Genomic DNA, 16,926 nt, shown 5'->3' with positions numbered 1-16,926 from the left:
GGGTGTTGAGCGGGGTGACCACGCCACCGAGGTTCAGGACGCCGAGCGCCGCGACCACGCCGAACAGCACGATAAGCCAGAAGGCCACATCGCCCAGGCTGGCGCCGACGGAATGTTTCGGATTGTCCGACAGGTTGGCCTTGGCGGCGCCGGGAATGCGGTCGACCCCCTTGGCGATGGCCCATTTGATCGCCTTGCCGATGAACCAAGCGGCGATAAGAATGACGATGGCCCCGAGGGCGCGCGGCAGCCAGACCTGCAGCAGCGCCTCCCAGCCGATGAATTCGTAGCCGGTGTTGTTGTACACGCGTGCCCCTCATGCGTCGGGACGCGCGGCCTTTCCGCGCGTTACCCCAGGCGTCCTCAATCAAGCCGGGCGGCCTTCGGTTCCCTCGCCGGGCAGTGTGTCCGGGGCCGGATAGAAGGCGGCGAAGCCCTGGCCGGTCTAGCCGTCGTGACCGCCCGGCCGGGGCCGTCTCTTCTCCAGGTCAAAACTGTCTCCGCTGGACAGCACATGCACCCGGACGTCGAACATGGACAGGGCGCGGTCGGCCCCCGCCTCGGCGATGTTGGAATGGCTCGCCTCCTCACCATCCACGACATAGACGGCGCCGCTTCCGATCACCCGCAGCCGTCGACCGGTGACGACCGCCGCCGTGTCCTCATCGACGCCCAGGCCCAGGAGGCGGGGGTTGTGGGCCACCGCGCCCAACAGTCGGCCATAACGGCCGCGTTCGGCAAATGCTGGTCGATGATCACGTCCCGGACCAGCCCCAGGCCCGGCGCCATGTGGAGATCGCCGATCCTGCGCGATTCCGAGCTGGCGCCCTTGACGAGCATGGTCTCGCTCATCACCGAGGCGCCCGCGGAGGTGCCGGCGATGACCGCCCCCGCCTGGTGAAGCTCGCGGATCTTGCGATCGATGGGCGTGTCGCCGATCTGGCTCGAGATGCGCAGTTGGTCGCCGCCGCTGAAAAACACCCCGCCGGCGCCGCCGAGGGTGGCCGGGACATCGCCGCCGAGGCTTTCGGACCGCTCATGGACATAGAGCTCCACCAGATCGGTCACCCCGACCGCCGAAAAAGCCTTGCGGTAGCTGTCGAAATAGCCGTCCGGTTCATGGGAGGCGACGGTCGCGATGACCAGGCGCCGTCCCTCCAAATGGCGCGCCACCTCCCTGAGGATGACGCGGTCGCCCTCCTTGTCTTCATGTCCCCCGATGACGATCAGGGGGCCGCCGGCGTCATCCATGAGGAGGGTCCACAATAGGTTCGAAGCGGGGCTCAGGGGCGACCTGGCGCGGCGGTCGATAGTCCAGCACCTGGCGCCACACGGCGTCCACCCGGGTGGGCGTCAGCACCACCAGGTCCCCGGGCCGGGCGAGGTCCAGGGAGGCTTGGACCGCGTCTTCCTCCCGGCGCACCCCGCGGATTCGTCCGGGTTCGGCGTTCGCGGCCAGCGCGCCCTCGGTCATGAGGCGGATGACCTCGCCGGGCGAGCGGCCGCGATTGTCGGGTGTCTCCCTGAAGACCAGGTCGTCGAAGAAGACCGCGCCGATCTCGCCCATGGCCAGGATCTCGTCGTCGCGCCGGTCGCCCGGCACGCTGAGCATGGCGATGCTGCGGCCTCCCTCCGGCTTGATCGCCCGGATCAGACCTCCCAGGGCGCGAAGGCCGTCGGGGTTGTGGGCGTAATCCATGACCACGCGAAACCCGTGGCCGTCGTACACATTGAGGCGTCCGGGATTCTGCTCATAGGTCGAGGCGAAGGTCCGCAACGCCCCGGCCGCCGTTTCCGGCGTCAGACCGGCGGCGACGGCCATGGCGGCCGCCGCCAGGGCGTTCTGGACATTGAACAGGGCCTGGCCCCCGAGGGTGGCGAGGATGCCTCAAGACGCTCCTGACCCGGGCGGGGGTCCTCGAGCCGGACGGCGGAGGCCACAGGCTGACGGTCCGGGCCGCGCGGGTGGCGGGACGCCTTTATCTGCATTCGGCCCCCAGCAGAGCGGCCGACGACGTCTTTCTCGGCCCCGACACCTACCGCTACGCCCGGTTCCTGCGCGATGCGCTCGCCCGCCGCGGCGGCGTCGGTCGCCTGCTGGACATCGGCGTGGGCGCCGGGGTGGGGGCGATGGTCATGGCCGATCGCTTCCCCGGGGCCGAGGTCTGGGGAAGCGATGTAAACGCCAGGGCCCTGGACCTGGCGCGGGTCAATGCGCGCCACAACGCCGTCGATATCCGGCTGGTCGAATGCAGCGGACTACCGCCCCAACCCCCACCTTCGATGTGATCGCCGCCAATCCCCCCTATATCGCCGGGGCCCAGACCCGCCTCTACCGCGACGGCGGCGGCGAGCGGGGAGAAGGCCTGGCCCTGGACTGGGCCCGGGACGCGATCCCGCGGCTCAACCCGGGCGGCCGGTTTCTGCTCTATACGGGAAGCGCCATCGTCCAGGGTCGCGATGCCGTCAAGGCGGCCCTGGAGGACCTGGCCGCCCGGACGGGCTGCCGGATTGACTTTGAGGAAATCGATCCGGACGTCTTCCCCGAGAGCCTCGGCCAGCCCGCCTATCGCGAGGTGGAGCGGATCGCCGCCGTCGGGGCGATCCTCACCCGGACCTAAGTCAGCCCCAGGGCTTCTGGTAGGTTTCGGCGGCCACGCGCCGGCGTCTCACGATGCGCGCAATCGCCTCGAAACCCACCTCCTCGCCGAGGCCGCCGTCGCGCACCCGGTCAAGAGTATGCTGGATCTCCTCGAGCTCGCCGGAGACGGTCGAGGGCGTGTCGCCGGAGGGGCCGGCGTTCGAAACGGGCGATGTCGACATCGAGAGGTCTCCTCGCGCCGTCAACCGCGGGCGCCGTCAGCCCGTTCCGGAGGGCGGATCGTCGAAGCTGAGCTCGGCCCGGTCGGCGCCCTGGCGGGCGACCAGCCGAGCCGCGCGGCCGCGGACCCACAGCCGGTCGACCTCGATGGCCGACCATCCCCGCGGCAGGACCACGGGGCGCCGCGCCCAGGCGCGGGGGTCCCCGTCATCGATGACCAGGCCGGTGTAGCCCAGCACGAGCCCGAGCAGCAGTCCGCCGAGATTGGCGAAGAAGGGTCCCGCCGGCGTCTCGCTGTCGGGGTGATCCCGACGATATTCCAGGCACTGGTGAAAGCGGCCACTGTCGTAGGCCGAATAGCCTTCCTCGAAGAGGGTCAGGGCGAGGTCCCGGTCGCCCGCCATGGCGGCCCAGACGCCGTAGAGGGCGGGGAACATGGGCGTCCCGACATAGTCCCTCCACCGCGCGAGATAGAGGTCGAGGGTCCGCTGCCGCTGCGTCGCCGGTCCTGAGTGATCATAGGGAAAATAGCCCGCCAGGGGCGAGGGCGTGGCGCCCTTGGGTTCGTCGATGCGGAAGTCGTCATGGGCGGCGATCGCGCCGTCCGCCCGGACCGGGAGGTAGAGAGAGCCGGCCGTCTCCAGCCAGGTCGAGGGGACGGGCTCGCCCAGCTGCTCAGCCGCCCGGGCCGCCCGGCGCAGGATCTGGCCCGCCGCCATCAGGGTGGAGGCGTCGTTGTCGGGCGGCTCGGGAACCTCGGCCGGGCCCATGGCGCGCGGCATCTCATAGCCTCGGGCGGTCAGGACGCACCGGCTGACGATCCAGTCCGCCACGCCGCGAAGCACCGGCCAGGCCTGCTCGCGCAGAAAGGCCTGGTCGCCTGTGATGTCGGCATGAAGGGCGAAGGCGCGGGCCACGTGCAGGGATCCGTGGTCCTCGTGCGCCGCCCCCGACCCCTCGCCGGGCGAGGCCTCCTGGCCCGAAAGGGGCGCGGCCTCCCAGGGAAACTGCAGACCCGCGCGCTTCGACAGTCGGGCGTTGGCGCGGGCGGCGTCCAGCCCGCGACTGCGGAAATCCAGAAGGGAGCGGGCGGCGCCGGGCTGGAACAGGCTCAGGGGCGGCGCGCAGAAGGCGTCGACGTCCCACATCACGTGACCGAAATAGTAGTGATAGTCCGGCCAGGCGGCCAGGCCGAAGATGGAGGTGGCGGCGGGAGACGCCGGGTGGGTCGAGCTGTTGAGATAGAAGAAGGCCGCATCGACGAGGGCCTGGACCTCGGCGCCGGCGCCGCGCACCACGACCCTGGCCTTCCAGAGCTCGTCCCAGGCCGCGCGATTGCGCGCGCGCAGGGTCTCGAAGCCGGTCTGGCGGCCGCGCGCCAGACGCCGCACCGCTTCTTCCTGCGGTCGGGCATGGACCACGGACGGAACCAGGGCCGCCATCTGACGCACCCCCAGGGGGGCGCCCGGCGTCGCCCGCCCCCTGTATTCGGTCACCAGCGGACCGCTCTCGTCCCAGGGCCGGACGGCGCGTCTCGGGACATCCCCCTCGAAGGCTTCGGTGTGCAGGGCCACGCCGCACCGGCTGAGGCCGCCCTCGGTCTCCCACAGCAGATAGCCGTCCACGACGGGCTCCGGCTCGCCCGGGGTGTCGCACCGACGCTCCAGGACACGGCCGCGCAGCCCGGCCGTCTCGGTGATCGCCCTCACCACGAGGTCGCACGGTCTGTCGGGGATCACCCGGATCTCCTGCAGCACCAGAGTCGCGGCCGACCGGCTTGCGAAGGTCAGGACCTCGACCCGCACACTCGCGCCGGGGGCGGCGAACACGAACCGGCTGGTGAGTTCCCCCGAGGCGAAATCGTAGGACTGCTCCAGCTCCGTCACGGACCAGGGCTGGTCGCTCAGCCAGACCCCGTCGATCGCCAGGTCGGCCGCAAGCGGATAGGGCGCCGGCGCCGCGGCCTCGACGCGGCGTTCGGGATGGAGTCCGGCCACGCCGCTGACGATGGCGACGCCGGCCGCCAGGGGTTGTTCGCGGATACGCAGACCGATCAGCCCATTGCTGACGAAGGCCGGGAGCTCGCCGTCGCGAGCGCCTGAGACCGGTTTCGGACTTATCGGGACGGCGGCGGCCATGGGGTTTCCGGTGGGACGTTCGGCTCCGGGCTCAAGCCCGGCGGGAAGACTTGGTTCCTCCGGCGTCTCGCGGACACGCCGGCATTCCGCCCTGAGGGAACGCCCGCCGGGGCCCGCGGTTGTCGGGTCCGGTCGCCTCCGGCCCCTGGACCCACAGCATGCCCCTGATCGCCTTCGCCCGCCTGGCCTTCGGGCTCCTCTCCCTGCTCGTCCTTGCCGCGGGGGCCTATCTGCTCTGGGATTGGTGGCGGGGCGAACTGGTCCAGGATCCCCTGGGCGCCTGGGTGAAGATTCGGGAAGACTGGAAGCTGTGGACGTCCCTGGCCCTGCTGGCCTGGTCCGCTGGGTCGATTCCCCCTGGTGGCCCTCCTGGCTCGCGCCGACGTCGACCGGACCTCCGCGAGGCGGGGCGAGGGGGAGATGATGGCCGGCGCCGACGGGGACGACCTCTATGTGGAGAGCACGGGCCCCGGTGACGCGCCGGCGCTGGTCCTGACCCACGGATGGGGCATGGACAGCACAATCTGGGACTACGCCAAGCGCGACCTCTCCCCCCACCTCCGGGTCGTAAGCTGGGATCTGCCGGGGCTTGGCCGCTCGCGGCTGCGCGGGCCCGTCAGCCTGAGCCGGATGGCGGACAACCTCCGGCTCATCCTGGATCAGGCCGGTCCCGCCCCGGTCATCCTGGTCGGACACAGCATCGGCGGCATGATCATCCAGACTCTGGCCCGCGACCATCCGGACACCTTTCAGGCGCGCGTGAGAGGCGTGGTGCTGGTCAACACCACCCACACCAATCCCCTGAAGACCATGGTGGCGCCGGGTCTCGCCCAGGCCCTGCGCTGGCCGGTCCTGGAACCGCTGATGCGGCTGGCGATCTGGCTGGAGCCCCTGGCCCGTCTGGCGGCGTGGCAGAGCTATCTCAGCGGCTCGGCCCATCTGGCCCAGAGGCTGGGCTTCGGGCGCTGCGTGACCCACAGCCAGCTGCAACACGTGACCCTCCTGGCCACCCGCAATCCCCCCGGCGTTCTCGCCGGCGGCAATCTCGCCATGTTCCGCTGGGAGGCGGGGGCGGGTACCCGGGTGGAGGCCAAGCCCCTGCTGGTGCTGGCCGGAGAGGTCGACCTCGTGACCCGGGCCGAGGCGGGCGCCCACATCGCCCGAACCGCCCCCCAGGGCCGGCTGACCCTGGTGGAGAACGCCAATCACATGGGCTTCCTCGAACGCCGGGAGGCCTACAACAGTCTCATTCTGGAGTTCGCCCGATCCCTGCCCGCCTGAGGCTTCGGCTTGGGCGGGGGCTCAGGCGAAGGCCGGCGCACGCTCCGCCCGCCGCGCGAGTGACCCGGAGGCCAGGTCCTCGACGGCCTGGATGACGGCATCGGGGCGGAAGTGATGAGCCATGTGACCCAGCCCCGCGAGCCCACGGAATTCGGCGCGGGGCCACAGGGCGGCCAACATCCGCCCCTGCCGCCAGGGACTCACCACGGCGTCGCGCTCGCCCTGCAGGATGATGAGCGGCGCCCGGGCGCCGCCATAGGCGAGGGCGCTCCTCGAAAGCTCCATCGGCATGGCCAGGGCCTCCTCGCCATCGGCGCGGAGTTGGGACCGGCCACCCGCCAGATCGCGGGGAAAATCCGAGGCGAACCGGTCCGGCATGGATTGGGGGAGGAACATGGCGCGCCACAGGATCGGCAGCAGGGCGGCGTCGACGGGCGCGGCCATGGCGTTGATCCACGGACCGGAGCCCGGCCATGACCGCACGCCGAAAAGCGCGGTCTCGAGCCGGGCCTCGGGAAGCGCGATGGGCGCCAGGCCGACCACGCCCCGGATTTCGTCGGGAAACTGCAGGGCGTAGGCGAGCGCCACCGCGCCCCCGAAGGAGTGGCCGACCAGCACGGGATCGACCACGTCCAGGGCCCTGACCGCGCCGCGGATCACGGCGGCCTGGCGCCAGACCGCGCCCAGGCCGGGGGCCGTCCCGCTCAGACCGTGGCCCGGCCGATCGAAGGCGATCACCCGGTGCTCCGTCGCCAGATCGGGCAGCGGACCGAGCCAGCCCTCCTCCAGGGTGGTGAGCGCCCCGTGGAGGTAGACGACCGGCGGGCCTCGGCCCTGCTCGACCCAGGCCAGGTCGACGCCTCCGGCGACGACGGTGTTCCGCTTCATATGTTGCATCGCACAAGAGCGCGCCGGCGGCAGGTCCGTTCCCCGCCCGGCAGCGCGGAAGCTCCGCGCGTCCCGCCGGTTGGCGGGAATACGGACCCTGGAGACACTCATGCCCAAGTCGAATCCCGATGACGTCCTGCGAGAGGTCTTCATCACCGGCCTGAAGAACGCCCACGCGGTCGAGCACCAGGCCATGGCCCTTCTGGGCCGCCAGATCGACCGGTCCAGGAACTATCCGGAGGTCGAGGCCGGCCTCGCCGACCATCCTCGGGAGACCGAAGGCCAGATCGCCCGCCTCGAGACGCGGCTGGCGGGTTGCGGCGATAGCGCCCCGGGCCTCAAGGATGCGGCCATGACCGTGTCGGGAAACAGGGCGGCGGTGGGACACGCCTTCGCGGAGGACGAGGTCCTCAAGAACGCCTTCGCCAGTTTCGCCTTCAAGAACTTCGAGGTCGCGGCCTACAAATCCCTGTCGTCCTGGCCAAGCGCGGCTCGTTCGACGACGCCCTGACGCTTCTGTGCGAGACCCTCGGGGAGGACGAGGCCATGGCGGCCTGGGTCGACGCCTACCTGGCCGACCTCACCAACAAGTACGTCGATCTCAAAGCGGCCGGGGAGAACCCCAGCCGTTAGACGCTCCGCGGCTCGGGAGGCTCGGCGGCGAGGTGAACACATAGACGCCCGCCGCCGCCATCAACTGCTCCACATTGGGGGCCGCGGCTTCGTCGTCCCCGGGACGGAACACGTGGACGACGGCGCCATCGACCCAAAGGCAGGCCGGGACGTCGCCGGCCGCCAGGACCTTGAGCCTCGCCAGGGCCAGGGCCTCCATCACGTCGACCGCCGTCAGGGTCTCGGGGTCCGGGGCCTCGCGCCCCTGGTAGCGAAGTTGGAAGGCGCCCATCGTCATTCCCAGCCCGAGATGATCTCCGCGGTCGGCGCCGTCTCGATCTGCACGCCGAACCGCTCGGAATAGAGCTGCAGCGCGGCGTCGTGGTCGGCGTCCGCGGAACTGCACAGGGCGTCGGCGGCGACGATGACGCGATAGCCCAGGTCGACGGCGCCCAGCACGGTCGCCAGAACGCAGACGTCCGTCTCCCCCCCCGTCACGATGAGCGTGTCGACCGAGCGCGCCTGGAGGCCCTGGTGGAGGCGCCCGTTCCACCATGGAGAATAGACGCGCTTGTCGAACACCAGGGCCGGCGGCGTGAAGCGCGCCAGTTCCGGCATGAGCTCGACATAGTCGGCGCCCAGCTCTCGCAGGGTCATGGCGCTCCATCGCTCCCAGTAGGGCCGCCAGGCCCTCCGCGCCTCGTCCGGTCCGGACGGAGGCACGAAGCGGGTGAAGACGGTCTGCGCGGGCCGGTGGTCGCACATCATCGCGACCACCGGCGCCACCCGCTGCATCCACGGCGTTCGCCAGGGCGTGTCCTCGGCGAACAGGCGCTGCATGTCGACGCAGAGATGAACCGCGCCTTGCGGGATGGCGTCACGCAACCCCGCCTGCATCTCAGGCGGCCGGTTTCAGGGCTTCGGCGTTGACCGCGGCGTCGGCGATGGTGGTGAGGTCCTCGTCGGTCTGGGATTCCTCCTCGAGGGTCTGCTCCAGAAGCCGGGCGGCATCCTTCAGTCCCAGCACCGTCGCCCACCGCTTCAGGGTCCCGTAGCGGGTGATCTCATAGTGTTCTACCGCCTGGGCGGCCGCCAGCAGACCGGCGTCCAGGGCGGGATTGCCTTCGTATTCCTCCATGATCTCCTCGCCCTCGGCCAGGATGCCCTCGATGGCGTCGCAGGTCTTGCCGCGCGCGGCCTTGCCGATGATCTCGAAGACCTGCTGGAGGCGCTCGATCTGGCCTTCGGTCTGGGCCTCGTGCTTCTCGAAGGCGGCCTTCAGTTCCGGGGCCTGGGCGGCGCGCGCCATCTTGGGCAGGGACTTCAGGATCTTGCGCTCGGCGTAATAGATGTCTCGCAGGGTGTCATAGAAGAGATTGTCCAGGGTCTTGGTCGCCATGGCGGGTCTCCGTGGGGTTGGCTTGGGCAATCTCAACCTGCCAGGGGGCCCAAACGTTCCGGACGGGCGCGGGCCCTCCGCCGCGTCCGGGGGGGGGGGGGGGCTGCGGAACCTTCGAAACCCGGGTCGCCTTCACCTAGGGAAACCAAGTCGCTTTCACCAGAGGAAGAGGGAGAGATGCGATGACCGACGGGGCCCCGATGTGGCTGTTCGTAGTGTTGGGCGGGGCGATCCTGCTGGGGCTCGCCCTGGCCTGGGGCCAGCGCCAGTCACGCAAGCGGGACGACGAGGTGGACCCCGATACGCCCGGAGACGATCCTTCCAAGGGTCTTTGACCCGGGCCCCGAAGCTCGGGTGGCGCCGCCGCCCGGCTCCCCTCCCGGCCTAGGGGCTAGGAGACGCGTGAGAGCCCGAAGAAGGGGCGGGGCCTAGGCGGAGGCCGCCCCGTCGCAAGGCGCCGGCGCAGCGGGACCTCCAACCCCGTCGCCGCCGAATTCGCCGGACGTCTCATCCCGGAGGGGCAGGACCACGATGCACTGCAGTCCGTCCGGCTCGAACACGAGCCGGGCGCTTCCGCCCTTCTGGTCGGCGAAGGCGCGCCGGATGAGCTTGGTCCCGAATCCCTCTCGATCGGGAGGGCTGACGGCGGGGCCGCCCCGCTCGCGCCACAGGAGGGTCAGAAACCGCCTCCCCTCGCCATCGTGGGCCAGGTTCCATTCCACCTCGACGCGGCCCTCCTGGCGGCTGAGCGCCCCGTGTTTGGCGGCATTGGTCGCCAGTTCGTGACACACCAAGGACACGCTGACGGCTTGGGAGGGATGAAGCCGGACCGTGGGCCCCATGAGCGTGAGTGGCGAGGGCTGTCGTTCATAGGCGCCCAGGACCTCGCAGACGAGGGACCGCAGGTCCGCCCCGGCCCAGTTTTCCTGGACCAGCACATTGTGCGCCCGAGACAGGGCGATCAGTCGTTCGGTCAGGCTCTGCCGGATCTCCCGGGCGACCCCCGCGCCGCGAAGCACCTGGTCGGCGACCGACTGGACGGTGGCGAGGGTGTTCTTCACGCGATGGTTCAGTTCGTTGAGCAGCAGGACACGCTGCTCCTCGGCCTTCTTGGCCGGCGTCTCGTCACGGAAGATCTTGGCCAGCAGCCCGTCCCGCCCCAGGTCGATCGTGACGCCGTTTCCCCAGAACAGGCTCCCGTCCCGTCTCAGGTGCCACCGACTGTCCTCGGCGCGACCGACCTGCAGGGCCGTCTCGATCTCTGCCTCGGACATGCCCGCGGCCCGGTCCGCCTCGGTGAACAGCGCCGTCACCGACATTCCCAGCGCCTCGTCGCGGCTAAAGCCGGTGATCGCCTCGGCGCCCGCGGCCCAGGCCGTGATCACGCCGTCCCGGCGAAAGGCGATGATGCCGTAGCTCCTGACATTCTCAACGATCAGTTTGGCGAGGGCGATATCATCCATGGCGGTCTCGGCGGATTGTGCGAAGTCTCAACGGTCCGGCCGCCGCTAGGATGCGGTGCGTCGCGTCGGGCGCACTTCGCCGCAAAATCGACCTCGGGGAACGGGGGGACTTCGCTCCCCCGCCGGTTGCGCTATGACCTGAGGGGGACGGCCCGGCGGGGCCCCGCTCAGCCGGGGTCACAGGTCTGTTCGGCAAGAGGGAATCCATGCGCAAGGCCCGGTCTTTGCGGGAACGACTGACCCTGATGATCCTCGGCGTCGCCGCGCCGGCCGTGGTCGCCATGGGGTGCCTCGTGGTCCTCAGCATGGTCGAGGCCCACCGCTCTCAGGAACGGGCCCTGCTGGCGACGGCGCGCGCCGTCTCGAGCGCGGTCGACATGGACCTGGCGCGGGCCCGGGTCACGGCGGAGGCCCTGGCCAGTTCCGACGCCGTCGCGGACCGGGACTGGCCGCGCGTGGCGGAGCGCGCCGGGGAGCTGGGGCTGGGCCGGCACAGCTGGGTGTCCATCACCGACGCCTCGGGGGCCCGGCTTCTCACGACCTCGGGAGACGACGACGGAACGGTCCGGAGCCGTCCTCGCCCGGTCCTGCAGGCCGCGCGAGGCGACCAGCGCCTGCCGGTGTCCGACCTGTTCACCGACGCCCCGTCGGGCCGGAGGGTCGTGGCGATCGACACGCCCACGCCCGGCGACCAGGCGCTGGTGGCGTCCGTGGTCCTCGACCCGGCGCGCTTCGTGGGTCTGTTCACACGCGAGGTCCTGCCCGAGTCCTCGATGGTGACCATCGTCGACGGGGAGCAGCGGGTGATCGCCCGGTCCCGTGACCACGCCACCCATCTCGGCGCCCTCGCGACGCCGCACATGCGCGCAGCGCTCGACGCCGCCCGGGAGGGGGTCGTGCCCAGCCGGTCGCTCGATGGCGAGCGCACCGTGGTCGCCTATGCGACCTCAAGGCATTCGGGGTGGACCGCCATGGTGGTCGTTCCGCGCGAACGTTTCGAGGCCCCGATCTGGACCAGTGTCGGCGGGGTCACCGTGCTGCTCGTCCTTTTCGTCGGCATCAGCCTCGTGGTCGCGACCCGACAGTCCGGGGCGATCTCCGGCGAGCTGGACGCGCTGGAGCGCGACGTCCGCGCTCTCGGCCGCGGCGAAACCGTGGCGCTTCGTCCCGGTCGCATCCTCAACTTCGACCGGGTCCAGGAGGGCGTCAGCAAGGCGTCCCACGAACTGGAGCGTCGTCAGGAGCGCCAGACCCTGCTGATCCACGAGCTCAACCACCGGGTCAAGAACACCCTGGCCACCGTCCAGGCCCTGGCGGCGCAGACCTTCCGGGGAAGCGACGCCGAGGCGCGGGTGAAGTTCGAACGCAGGCTCGCCGCCCTGGGAGGGGCCCACGACCTGCTCACCCAGACGACCTGGAGCGAAATCGACATCCGGGACGTGGTGGCCCGCTGCGGGGAACAGCCGGACGAGCGGATGACCTCGAGCGGCCCTTCCATCCTGCTGCCGCCGGAGGCCGCCCTCGCCCTGTGCATGTGCATCCACGAGCTCACCACCAACAGCCTCAAATACGGCGCGCTCTCGCGGCCGGAAGGTCGCGTGGATGTCCGGTGGTCCCTCACGCAGGACGCGGGCCTTTCCTTCCAGTGGCGGGAAACTGGGGGGCCCAGGGTGACGCCGCCCACGCGCGAGGGGTTCGGATCTCGCCTCATGGAGCGGCTGGCGCGTCACGAACTCAACGGAGAGATCGAACGCATCTATGAGCCGGACGGCCTGGTGGCGATCGGACGGTTCCGCCTACCCGAACGCAGCCGGTGGAGGACCCACTGAGGGCTCGCCCTTACCCGGTGAAGGGGTCTTCGGCCCCTGGCGCGTCGCAGCGCTCGTCACGCCAGGCCAGAAAGGCCTCCGGCGACCAGATCTCCCCCGTCTCGCGATCTTCGATTGCGACGCCCGGCCGGCCTTGCGCCTCCCAGGCCCGCGCCAGGGTCACAGCCTCGCTCCCCGTCGCGGCGCTCCGCTCCACGAAGCCCTCCGCCTGCTCATGGGACACCTGATACCGCGCCACGGGGGTCAGGCCGCGGCGTCCAGGCTGGGACCCAGACCCTCTCGCCCCCGGTCCGGGTGCGGCCATTCCGCCGCGACCCGGCCGGCCAGCGTCTCGAGGGCGTTGAGCGCGCGGTCGCGCGACGAGGGATCGACCGCCAGGGCCCGGGCCAGACGGCGCGCTCCGGCGGCGTAGCGCTCCTCGCCCAGAAGGCGCGACGCCGCGCGGGCGATGGCTGCGCTGGAGGCGCCGCGGGACAGGGTCAGTCCGGCGCCGCGCTCGACGATCCGCCGGGCGTTGTCGGGATGATCGCGCCCCATGGGCAGGCAGAGGACCGGGGTCCCCGCCGCCAGGGCGCGAATGACGGTGCCATGGCCGCCGTGGGAGATCATCAGGTCCATCCTGCCCATCAGGGCGTCGTGGGACGCGTGGCTCACCGCCAGCACATTCGGCGCGCGCGGCAGACTCGTGACATCGACCGCGGGGCCCGTGGTCACCAGAGCGCGGACCCCGAGCCTCTCGAGCGCCCGGATGCACCGCGACAGGACCGGGGCCTGGCCCTGGTAGGTGGTGCTGAAGGAGACCAACACCTGGGGCCCTCCCCTGTCGATCCAGTCGCGGACATGGGGCGCGAGGCGGAGGTCCGGTTCGGGCAGCAGCCGGCCGGCGTGGACAAAGGGGGGCGGCGCGGGCGAGGCGCCGAAATCGAACGCCGCACTCGTCCCCAGCACCACCCGCTCAAGCGTCGCCAGCTGGTCGAGGGTCCTCGCCAGAGGCGGGAGCCCGAGCGACGCTCGGGCCGCATTGAGGTCGCCGAGACCGGCGTCGTACCAGGCCGCGATCCAGCGCCGGGCCACCGCTTCGCGTCTCGTCTCGTGCGGCGAGCGGGCCGGGGCCCAGCCCGGGCCGAACGGCGGGACATCGGATCGGGTCGGGAAACACCAGACATTGGCGGTCAGGGCGGCGATCGGCACGGCCGCGCTCTCGGCCGCCATCATGACCCCGAGGAGCAACTCATTGGTGATGATCAGATCGGGTCGGAAGGCCTCGATCCGGTCGCGCGTATCCGCGGCATAGGCGGCCGCGGGGCCGCACAGGACCGAGCGGACCACGGATTTGACGATCCCCGGCGGCCAGCGACGGCGCCAGTCCTGGAGCGGATCGTCGGCGGCGCCCTTGGCCTTGCGGTTGGGCGCCCGGACCCAGGTCCCGAAGCGCAGTCCCATCGCCTCGGCGTCGATCCGATTGGCCTCGTCGGAAATCACCAGGACATCGTGGCCCCGCCGTCGCAGGGCCTCAGCCATCACCAGGGCGGGCGGGACATGGCCGCCCCCCTCGAAGGTGGTGAACAAGATCCTCATCCGGCGGAACCGCTCCCGGATGCGAAACCACGCCCGCACCCGCTAGGTCTTATCGCCGGAAGAGAGCCGTTGCGCTCGATCATCGGCCGACAACCGCCGCAGGCGCGGGCTGTTCCCCGTGAGCGCCCGACGGGGCTCGACGCCCCGCCGCTCAAGGCATACGGTCCCGCGCGCTGACACCGTGACGGCGGCAGATCCAAACGGCAGGCGGATGTCGATCGTCCCGAGGCGTCAGCGCCGTCTGCGCACCGCGCCGTTTTCTTCAAGTCATCGACGTCGAGCTGGACCTTCCCAATGATCGAGCGGCATCTTCAGAAACTGCGGGCGCGCCACGACATCAGCGACGAGGAGGAGGCGGTGGTCCGCGCCTCCGTGTCGGAAATCCGGCGGTACCGCCCCGACGAGACGATCGCGCCGTCCCACACGCCGCTCGGCGTCTCCAACATCCTTGTCTCGGGCCTGGCCTGTCGCGCCAAGGACCTGGCTGATGGACGGCGCCAGATCACCGAGCTCCAGACGCCCGGAGACTATATGGATCTCCACAGCTTCACGCTCAAACAGCTCGATCATGAGGTCATCGCCCTCACCGCGTGCGATGTCGCCATCATCCCCCACCCCAGGCTGCTCGAGATCACTGAGCGCCACCCCCACCTGACCAGAATCTACTGGTTCGGGACCAATCTCGACGCCGCCATCCACCGCGAATGGGTGCTGTCCCTGGGGCGACGCAGCGCCCTGGAGAGCCTGGCGCATCTGTTCTGCGAACTTTACGTCCGCCTCGACCTTGTCGGTCTGGTTCTGGACAGCCGCTACCCGCTGGACATCACCCAGGCCCAGCTCGCGGAGTGTCTGGGCATGACCCCCGTGCATGTGAACCGGACGCTTCAACAGCTGCGCAGCGAGGGCCTGGTCGAATTCCGGGACGGGTGGGTCGCGGTCCACAACTTCGCGCGACTGAGCGAAACCGCCCAGTTCGATCCCGCCTATCTGTATCTGAAGCCGCGGCGCAGGTGATCAACCGACATTAAGGGGTGGGTGTCAGCGACCCGAACGTCTGGCTCCGCGCATCCTGGGCTCCGGCCCCGTCAGCAGGCGAGCCACCCGGCTCCACGCGGCCCGGGTCCACCGAACGATCGCCCTCATGCGTCTGCTCCCGATTGACGGGGCCACATGACCAGGGTCCTCCGTCTCCTCAATCACCCAGGTTAAATCCGCGCCCCCGCATCCTCGTGGCGATGGGCGATCAATCCTTCGACGAGACGGCCCGCGCCTCGCGGTCGTCGGCTCGGGGCCGAAGGCGTTGAACCCTTTCCGGCGCCGCCGGTTGAGCGGCCATGACGTCGCCGCCGCTCACAACCTGCCGTCGCGCTCTCAGGGAGATCAGGGAGATCGCGGCGGTCGCGGCCCTGAGCGACAGCCGGATGACCGACCAGGAGGCCCTGCAGTCGATCTCGGCGATCGCCCAATGGGTCCGGGCCGTGACCTTCCCGGAGCGGGGGGGCGCCGAGTGTGGCCTGGTGGTCCGTAAACTCAACGCCCTCCTCGTCGACGCGGATCTCGACCAGCTTGACGAGGACGAGGCCATGACCCTGTTCGGCGAGGTGGAGTCGGCCCTGCGGTCGGGATCGCAGGGCGCCCTCGCCTAACCGTCGGGATCGCTGACCCGCCTGCGGCCGCTGTCGCGCCCGACAATTATTATTGCGGCGCACCATGCATTGCTGCGGCGCAGCATCCATATGGAAGGCGGGCCAGGAGGGTCCTGGAGGACGTCCATGACCCGACTAGGCCGCATCGCTTCCCGATCCGGGCCGCAGGCCCATGGCGGGCTCGCGCCGCGCGCCGGGAGCCTGGAGGAGATCGCCCGCTTCGGCTCCAATCCGGGCCAGTTGCGGATGAAGGTGCGGGCTCCCAGGACCCGGGGGCCGCGCGCGCCGCTCGTGGTCGTCCTGCATGGGTGCACCCAGTCGGCGGAGGATTACGCCGGCCCGGCGGGATGGCTCGATCTCGCGGATCGTTTCGGCTTCGTCGTGGTGGCGCCCGAACAGGCCCGGTCGAACAATCCCAACCTCTGTTTCAACTGGTTCGAGCCCGGGGACAGTCAGCGTCAGGGCGGGGAAGCGGCCTCCATCGCCCAGATGGTGTCCCACGCGATCCGAACCTTCGACCTGGACAGGGCCCGGGTGTTCGTCACGGGGCTTTCCGCGGGAGGCGCGATGACCTCGGTGATGCTGGCCACCCATCCCGAGATGTTCGCGGGCGGCGCCATCGTCGCGGGGCTTCCCTACGGCGTTGCGGGTTCAGTCGGCGAAGCCCTCGAGGCGATGACGACGGCCTCTCCGCTCTCCGCGGAGAGGCTCGGCGACCTCGTCCGCGGCGCCACCGATCATCCGGGGCCATGGCCCACCGTCACCGTCTGGCACGGCCAGGTCGACCGGGTGGTGAGGCCCTCCGCCGGAGAGGCGGCCGCCGCCCAGTGGCGCGACGTACACCAGGCGGCCGGCCCGGCGCTGACCGCCCGCACTCCCGACGGGCGCGACTTTGTCGTCTGGCGGTCCTCCAAGGGCGACCCCGCGGTCGAATTGCATCGCGTCCCCGGTCTCGGACACGGGGCGCCGGTCAGGGCGCACGGCCCCAACGGATGCGGTCAAGCCTCACGACACACGCCGGAAACGGGGCTCTCCTCGACCTTCGAGATCGCGCTGGGATGGGGGCTCGTCGAGCGGGACGTGCTCAACCACGCCGCCGAGCCGGCCGGTGATCCGGCGCCCGAGCCTCTCACCCCCCTGTCGTGGAGGGGGGCTGACCCGAGCACCGTGGGCGCGACCATCAATGACGCTCTAAGGGCGGCCGGCCTGCTTCGCTGAGCAGCTCGGCCCCGCGTGGAGCTCGCGACGACGCCTTATCGAAAGCCCTCGCC

General features: G+C 70.6%; 22 protein-coding genes. 9 read left to right on the top strand and 13 right to left on the bottom strand.

Annotated features, from left to right (window positions below):
• From EES48_RS14670 to EES48_RS14660, 4 genes are all read right to left on the bottom strand, one after another.
• On the bottom strand, nucleotides 1-307 hold a 307-nt coding region (locus EES48_RS14670; RefSeq protein ID WP_420807947.1), incomplete at its 3' end, for a mechanosensitive ion channel family protein.
• 138 nt (nucleotides 308-445) lie between these two features.
• Nucleotides 446-625: a hypothetical protein gene (locus tag EES48_RS15055; RefSeq protein ID WP_205679495.1), complete on the bottom strand. Its 180-nt coding sequence runs from the start codon at nucleotides 623-625 to the stop codon at nucleotides 446-448.
• Nucleotides 622-1,251, bottom strand: coding sequence for a cyanophycinase (locus EES48_RS14665; protein WP_205679494.1), 630 nt, complete (start codon nucleotides 1,249-1,251; stop codon nucleotides 622-624). Before EES48_RS14665 ends, EES48_RS15055 begins: the two co-directional genes overlap by 4 nt.
• On the bottom strand, nucleotides 1,244-1,822 hold the full coding sequence (locus EES48_RS14660; RefSeq protein WP_122469040.1) for a glutamate ligase domain-containing protein: 579 nt from the start codon (nucleotides 1,820-1,822) through the stop codon (nucleotides 1,244-1,246). Before EES48_RS14660 ends, EES48_RS14665 begins: the two co-directional genes overlap by 8 nt.
• A gap of 143 nt (nucleotides 1,823-1,965) precedes the next feature.
• Between EES48_RS14660 and EES48_RS14655 the strand changes: the two genes are divergently transcribed.
• The gene (locus EES48_RS14655) at nucleotides 1,966-2,289 is read left to right on the top strand and encodes a methyltransferase (protein WP_162998197.1); all 324 of its coding nucleotides are present in this window, start codon (nucleotides 1,966-1,968) and stop codon (nucleotides 2,287-2,289) included.
• Nucleotides 2,250-2,621, top strand: a complete 372-nt coding sequence (locus tag EES48_RS14650; protein ID WP_162998196.1) for a hypothetical protein — start codon at nucleotides 2,250-2,252, stop codon at nucleotides 2,619-2,621. The genes EES48_RS14655 and EES48_RS14650 overlap by 40 nt, the downstream gene beginning before the upstream one ends.
• A gap of 1 nt (nucleotide 2,622) precedes the next feature.
• On the opposite strand, the gene EES48_RS14645 is transcribed toward EES48_RS14650, so the two are convergent.
• On the bottom strand, nucleotides 2,623-2,823 hold the full coding sequence (locus EES48_RS14645) for a hypothetical protein (protein WP_122469031.1): 201 nt from the start codon (nucleotides 2,821-2,823) through the stop codon (nucleotides 2,623-2,625).
• Between the two features lie 36 nt (nucleotides 2,824-2,859).
• Nucleotides 2,860-4,959 carry a glycoside hydrolase family 65 protein gene (locus tag EES48_RS14640; protein WP_122469028.1) on the bottom strand — a complete coding sequence of 700 codons (2,100 nt, stop codon included), beginning with the start codon at nucleotides 4,957-4,959 and terminating at the stop codon, nucleotides 2,860-2,862.
• Between the two features lie 360 nt (nucleotides 4,960-5,319).
• On the opposite strand from EES48_RS14640, the gene EES48_RS14635 reads away from it, so the two are divergent.
• The gene (locus EES48_RS14635; RefSeq protein ID WP_162998195.1) at nucleotides 5,320-6,240 is read left to right on the top strand and encodes an alpha/beta fold hydrolase; all 921 of its coding nucleotides are present in this window, start codon (nucleotides 5,320-5,322) and stop codon (nucleotides 6,238-6,240) included.
• Between the two features lie 21 nt (nucleotides 6,241-6,261).
• Here EES48_RS14635 and EES48_RS14630 read toward each other — a convergent pair whose 3' ends face one another.
• The gene (locus EES48_RS14630) at nucleotides 6,262-7,128 is read right to left on the bottom strand and encodes an alpha/beta fold hydrolase (protein ID WP_162998194.1); all 867 of its coding nucleotides are present in this window, start codon (nucleotides 7,126-7,128) and stop codon (nucleotides 6,262-6,264) included.
• A gap of 109 nt (nucleotides 7,129-7,237) precedes the next feature.
• On the opposite strand from EES48_RS14630, the gene EES48_RS14625 reads away from it, so the two are divergent.
• Nucleotides 7,238-7,639 carry a DUF892 family protein gene (locus EES48_RS14625; protein ID WP_205679493.1) on the top strand — a complete coding sequence of 134 codons (402 nt, stop codon included), beginning with the start codon at nucleotides 7,238-7,240 and terminating at the stop codon, nucleotides 7,637-7,639.
• Between the two features lie 90 nt (nucleotides 7,640-7,729).
• On the opposite strand, the gene EES48_RS14620 is transcribed toward EES48_RS14625, so the two are convergent.
• Genes EES48_RS14620 through EES48_RS14610 form a run of 3 tightly spaced genes read right to left on the bottom strand, consistent with a single transcriptional unit; the run spans nucleotide 7,730 to nucleotide 9,139 of the window.
• The gene (locus EES48_RS14620; RefSeq protein WP_162998193.1) at nucleotides 7,730-8,038 is read right to left on the bottom strand and encodes a hypothetical protein; all 309 of its coding nucleotides are present in this window, start codon (nucleotides 8,036-8,038) and stop codon (nucleotides 7,730-7,732) included.
• Nucleotides 8,035-8,625, bottom strand: a complete 591-nt coding sequence (locus tag EES48_RS14615; protein WP_240623395.1) for a cysteine hydrolase family protein — start codon at nucleotides 8,623-8,625, stop codon at nucleotides 8,035-8,037. Before EES48_RS14615 ends, EES48_RS14620 begins: the two co-directional genes overlap by 4 nt.
• Before the next feature lie 13 nt (nucleotides 8,626-8,638).
• A complete protein-coding gene (locus EES48_RS14610; RefSeq protein ID WP_122469012.1) occupies nucleotides 8,639-9,139 on the bottom strand; it encodes a YciE/YciF ferroxidase family protein in 501 nt (166 codons plus the stop codon).
• A 182-nt stretch (nucleotides 9,140-9,321) separates the two neighbouring features.
• Between EES48_RS14610 and EES48_RS14965 the strand changes: the two genes are divergently transcribed.
• On the top strand, nucleotides 9,322-9,474 hold the full coding sequence (locus EES48_RS14965) for a hypothetical protein (RefSeq protein ID WP_162998192.1): 153 nt from the start codon (nucleotides 9,322-9,324) through the stop codon (nucleotides 9,472-9,474).
• Nucleotides 9,475-9,567: 93 nt separating this feature from the next.
• Here EES48_RS14965 and EES48_RS14605 read toward each other — a convergent pair whose 3' ends face one another.
• Complete coding sequence (locus EES48_RS14605) at nucleotides 9,568-10,602, bottom strand: sensor histidine kinase (RefSeq protein WP_122469009.1); 1,035 nt, start codon at nucleotides 10,600-10,602, stop codon at nucleotides 9,568-9,570.
• A 206-nt stretch (nucleotides 10,603-10,808) separates the two neighbouring features.
• Between EES48_RS14605 and EES48_RS14600 the strand changes: the two genes are divergently transcribed.
• A complete protein-coding gene (locus EES48_RS14600; RefSeq protein ID WP_122469005.1) occupies nucleotides 10,809-12,431 on the top strand; it encodes a sensor histidine kinase in 1,623 nt (540 codons plus the stop codon).
• Between the two features lie 10 nt (nucleotides 12,432-12,441).
• Here the strand turns inward: EES48_RS14600 and EES48_RS14595 are convergent, their stop codons facing one another.
• Both EES48_RS14595 and EES48_RS14590 read right to left on the bottom strand, forming a co-directional pair.
• Nucleotides 12,442-12,669 carry a hypothetical protein gene (locus EES48_RS14595; RefSeq protein ID WP_122469002.1) on the bottom strand — a complete coding sequence of 76 codons (228 nt, stop codon included), beginning with the start codon at nucleotides 12,667-12,669 and terminating at the stop codon, nucleotides 12,442-12,444.
• A 5-nt stretch (nucleotides 12,670-12,674) separates the two neighbouring features.
• On the bottom strand, nucleotides 12,675-14,009 hold the full coding sequence (locus EES48_RS14590; protein ID WP_122468999.1) for a glycosyltransferase: 1,335 nt from the start codon (nucleotides 14,007-14,009) through the stop codon (nucleotides 12,675-12,677).
• A gap of 294 nt (nucleotides 14,010-14,303) precedes the next feature.
• On the opposite strand from EES48_RS14590, the gene EES48_RS14585 reads away from it, so the two are divergent.
• From EES48_RS14585 to EES48_RS14575, 3 genes are all read left to right on the top strand, one after another.
• Nucleotides 14,304-15,023, top strand: coding sequence for a Crp/Fnr family transcriptional regulator (locus EES48_RS14585; protein WP_122468996.1), 720 nt, complete (start codon nucleotides 14,304-14,306; stop codon nucleotides 15,021-15,023).
• A 320-nt stretch (nucleotides 15,024-15,343) separates the two neighbouring features.
• Nucleotides 15,344-15,655, top strand: a complete 312-nt coding sequence (locus EES48_RS14580; RefSeq protein WP_122468993.1) for a hypothetical protein — start codon at nucleotides 15,344-15,346, stop codon at nucleotides 15,653-15,655.
• 126 nt (nucleotides 15,656-15,781) lie between these two features.
• On the top strand, nucleotides 15,782-16,873 hold the full coding sequence (locus tag EES48_RS14575; RefSeq protein ID WP_162998191.1) for an extracellular catalytic domain type 1 short-chain-length polyhydroxyalkanoate depolymerase: 1,092 nt from the start codon (nucleotides 15,782-15,784) through the stop codon (nucleotides 16,871-16,873).
• The last annotated feature ends 53 nt before the right edge of the window (nucleotides 16,874-16,926 follow it).

The sequence above is a fragment of the Brevundimonas lutea genome, from assembly GCF_003704105.1.
GTDB classification, from domain to species: Bacteria; Pseudomonadota; Alphaproteobacteria; order Caulobacterales; family Caulobacteraceae; genus Brevundimonas; species Brevundimonas lutea.
Note: the sequence above shows the minus strand (reverse complement) of the source record. Positions and strands in the feature narration are given on the sequence as shown.

What these genes read in the sequence shown, in the direction of transcription:
- EES48_RS14585 (WP_122468996.1), top strand. Translation starts at nt 14,304, where the DNA reads ATGATCGAGCGGCATCTTCAGAAACTGCGGGCGCGCCACGACATCAGC.
- EES48_RS14645 (WP_122469031.1), bottom strand. Translation starts at nt 2,823, where the DNA reads ATGTCGACATCGCCCGTTTCGAACGCCGGCCCCTCCGGCGACACGCCC.
- EES48_RS14600 (WP_122469005.1), top strand. Translation starts at nt 10,809, where the DNA reads ATGCGCAAGGCCCGGTCTTTGCGGGAACGACTGACCCTGATGATCCTC.
- EES48_RS14660 (WP_122469040.1), bottom strand. Translation starts at nt 1,822, where the DNA reads ATGGCCGTCGCCGCCGGTCTGACGCCGGAAACGGCGGCCGGGGCGTTG.
- EES48_RS14590 (WP_122468999.1), bottom strand. Translation starts at nt 14,009, where the DNA reads ATGAGGATCTTGTTCACCACCTTCGAGGGGGGCGGCCATGTCCCGCCC.
- EES48_RS14580 (WP_122468993.1), top strand. Translation starts at nt 15,344, where the DNA reads ATGACGTCGCCGCCGCTCACAACCTGCCGTCGCGCTCTCAGGGAGATC.
- EES48_RS14650 (WP_162998196.1), top strand. Translation starts at nt 2,250, where the DNA reads ATGCAGCGGACTACCGCCCCAACCCCCACCTTCGATGTGATCGCCGCC.
- EES48_RS14610 (WP_122469012.1), bottom strand. Translation starts at nt 9,139, where the DNA reads ATGGCGACCAAGACCCTGGACAATCTCTTCTATGACACCCTGCGAGAC.
- EES48_RS14605 (WP_122469009.1), bottom strand. Translation starts at nt 10,602, where the DNA reads ATGGATGATATCGCCCTCGCCAAACTGATCGTTGAGAATGTCAGGAGC.
- EES48_RS14625 (WP_205679493.1), top strand. Translation starts at nt 7,238, where the DNA reads ATGCCCAAGTCGAATCCCGATGACGTCCTGCGAGAGGTCTTCATCACC.
- EES48_RS14620 (WP_162998193.1), bottom strand. Translation starts at nt 8,038, where the DNA reads ATGACGATGGGCGCCTTCCAACTTCGCTACCAGGGGCGCGAGGCCCCG.
- EES48_RS14630 (WP_162998194.1), bottom strand. Translation starts at nt 7,128, where the DNA reads ATGAAGCGGAACACCGTCGTCGCCGGAGGCGTCGACCTGGCCTGGGTC.
- EES48_RS14965 (WP_162998192.1), top strand. Translation starts at nt 9,322, where the DNA reads ATGACCGACGGGGCCCCGATGTGGCTGTTCGTAGTGTTGGGCGGGGCG.
- EES48_RS14665 (WP_205679494.1), bottom strand. Translation starts at nt 1,251, where the DNA reads ATGGATGACGCCGGCGGCCCCCTGATCGTCATCGGGGGACATGAAGAC.
- EES48_RS14640 (WP_122469028.1), bottom strand. Translation starts at nt 4,959, where the DNA reads ATGGCCGCCGCCGTCCCGATAAGTCCGAAACCGGTCTCAGGCGCTCGC.
- EES48_RS14575 (WP_162998191.1), top strand. Translation starts at nt 15,782, where the DNA reads ATGACCCGACTAGGCCGCATCGCTTCCCGATCCGGGCCGCAGGCCCAT.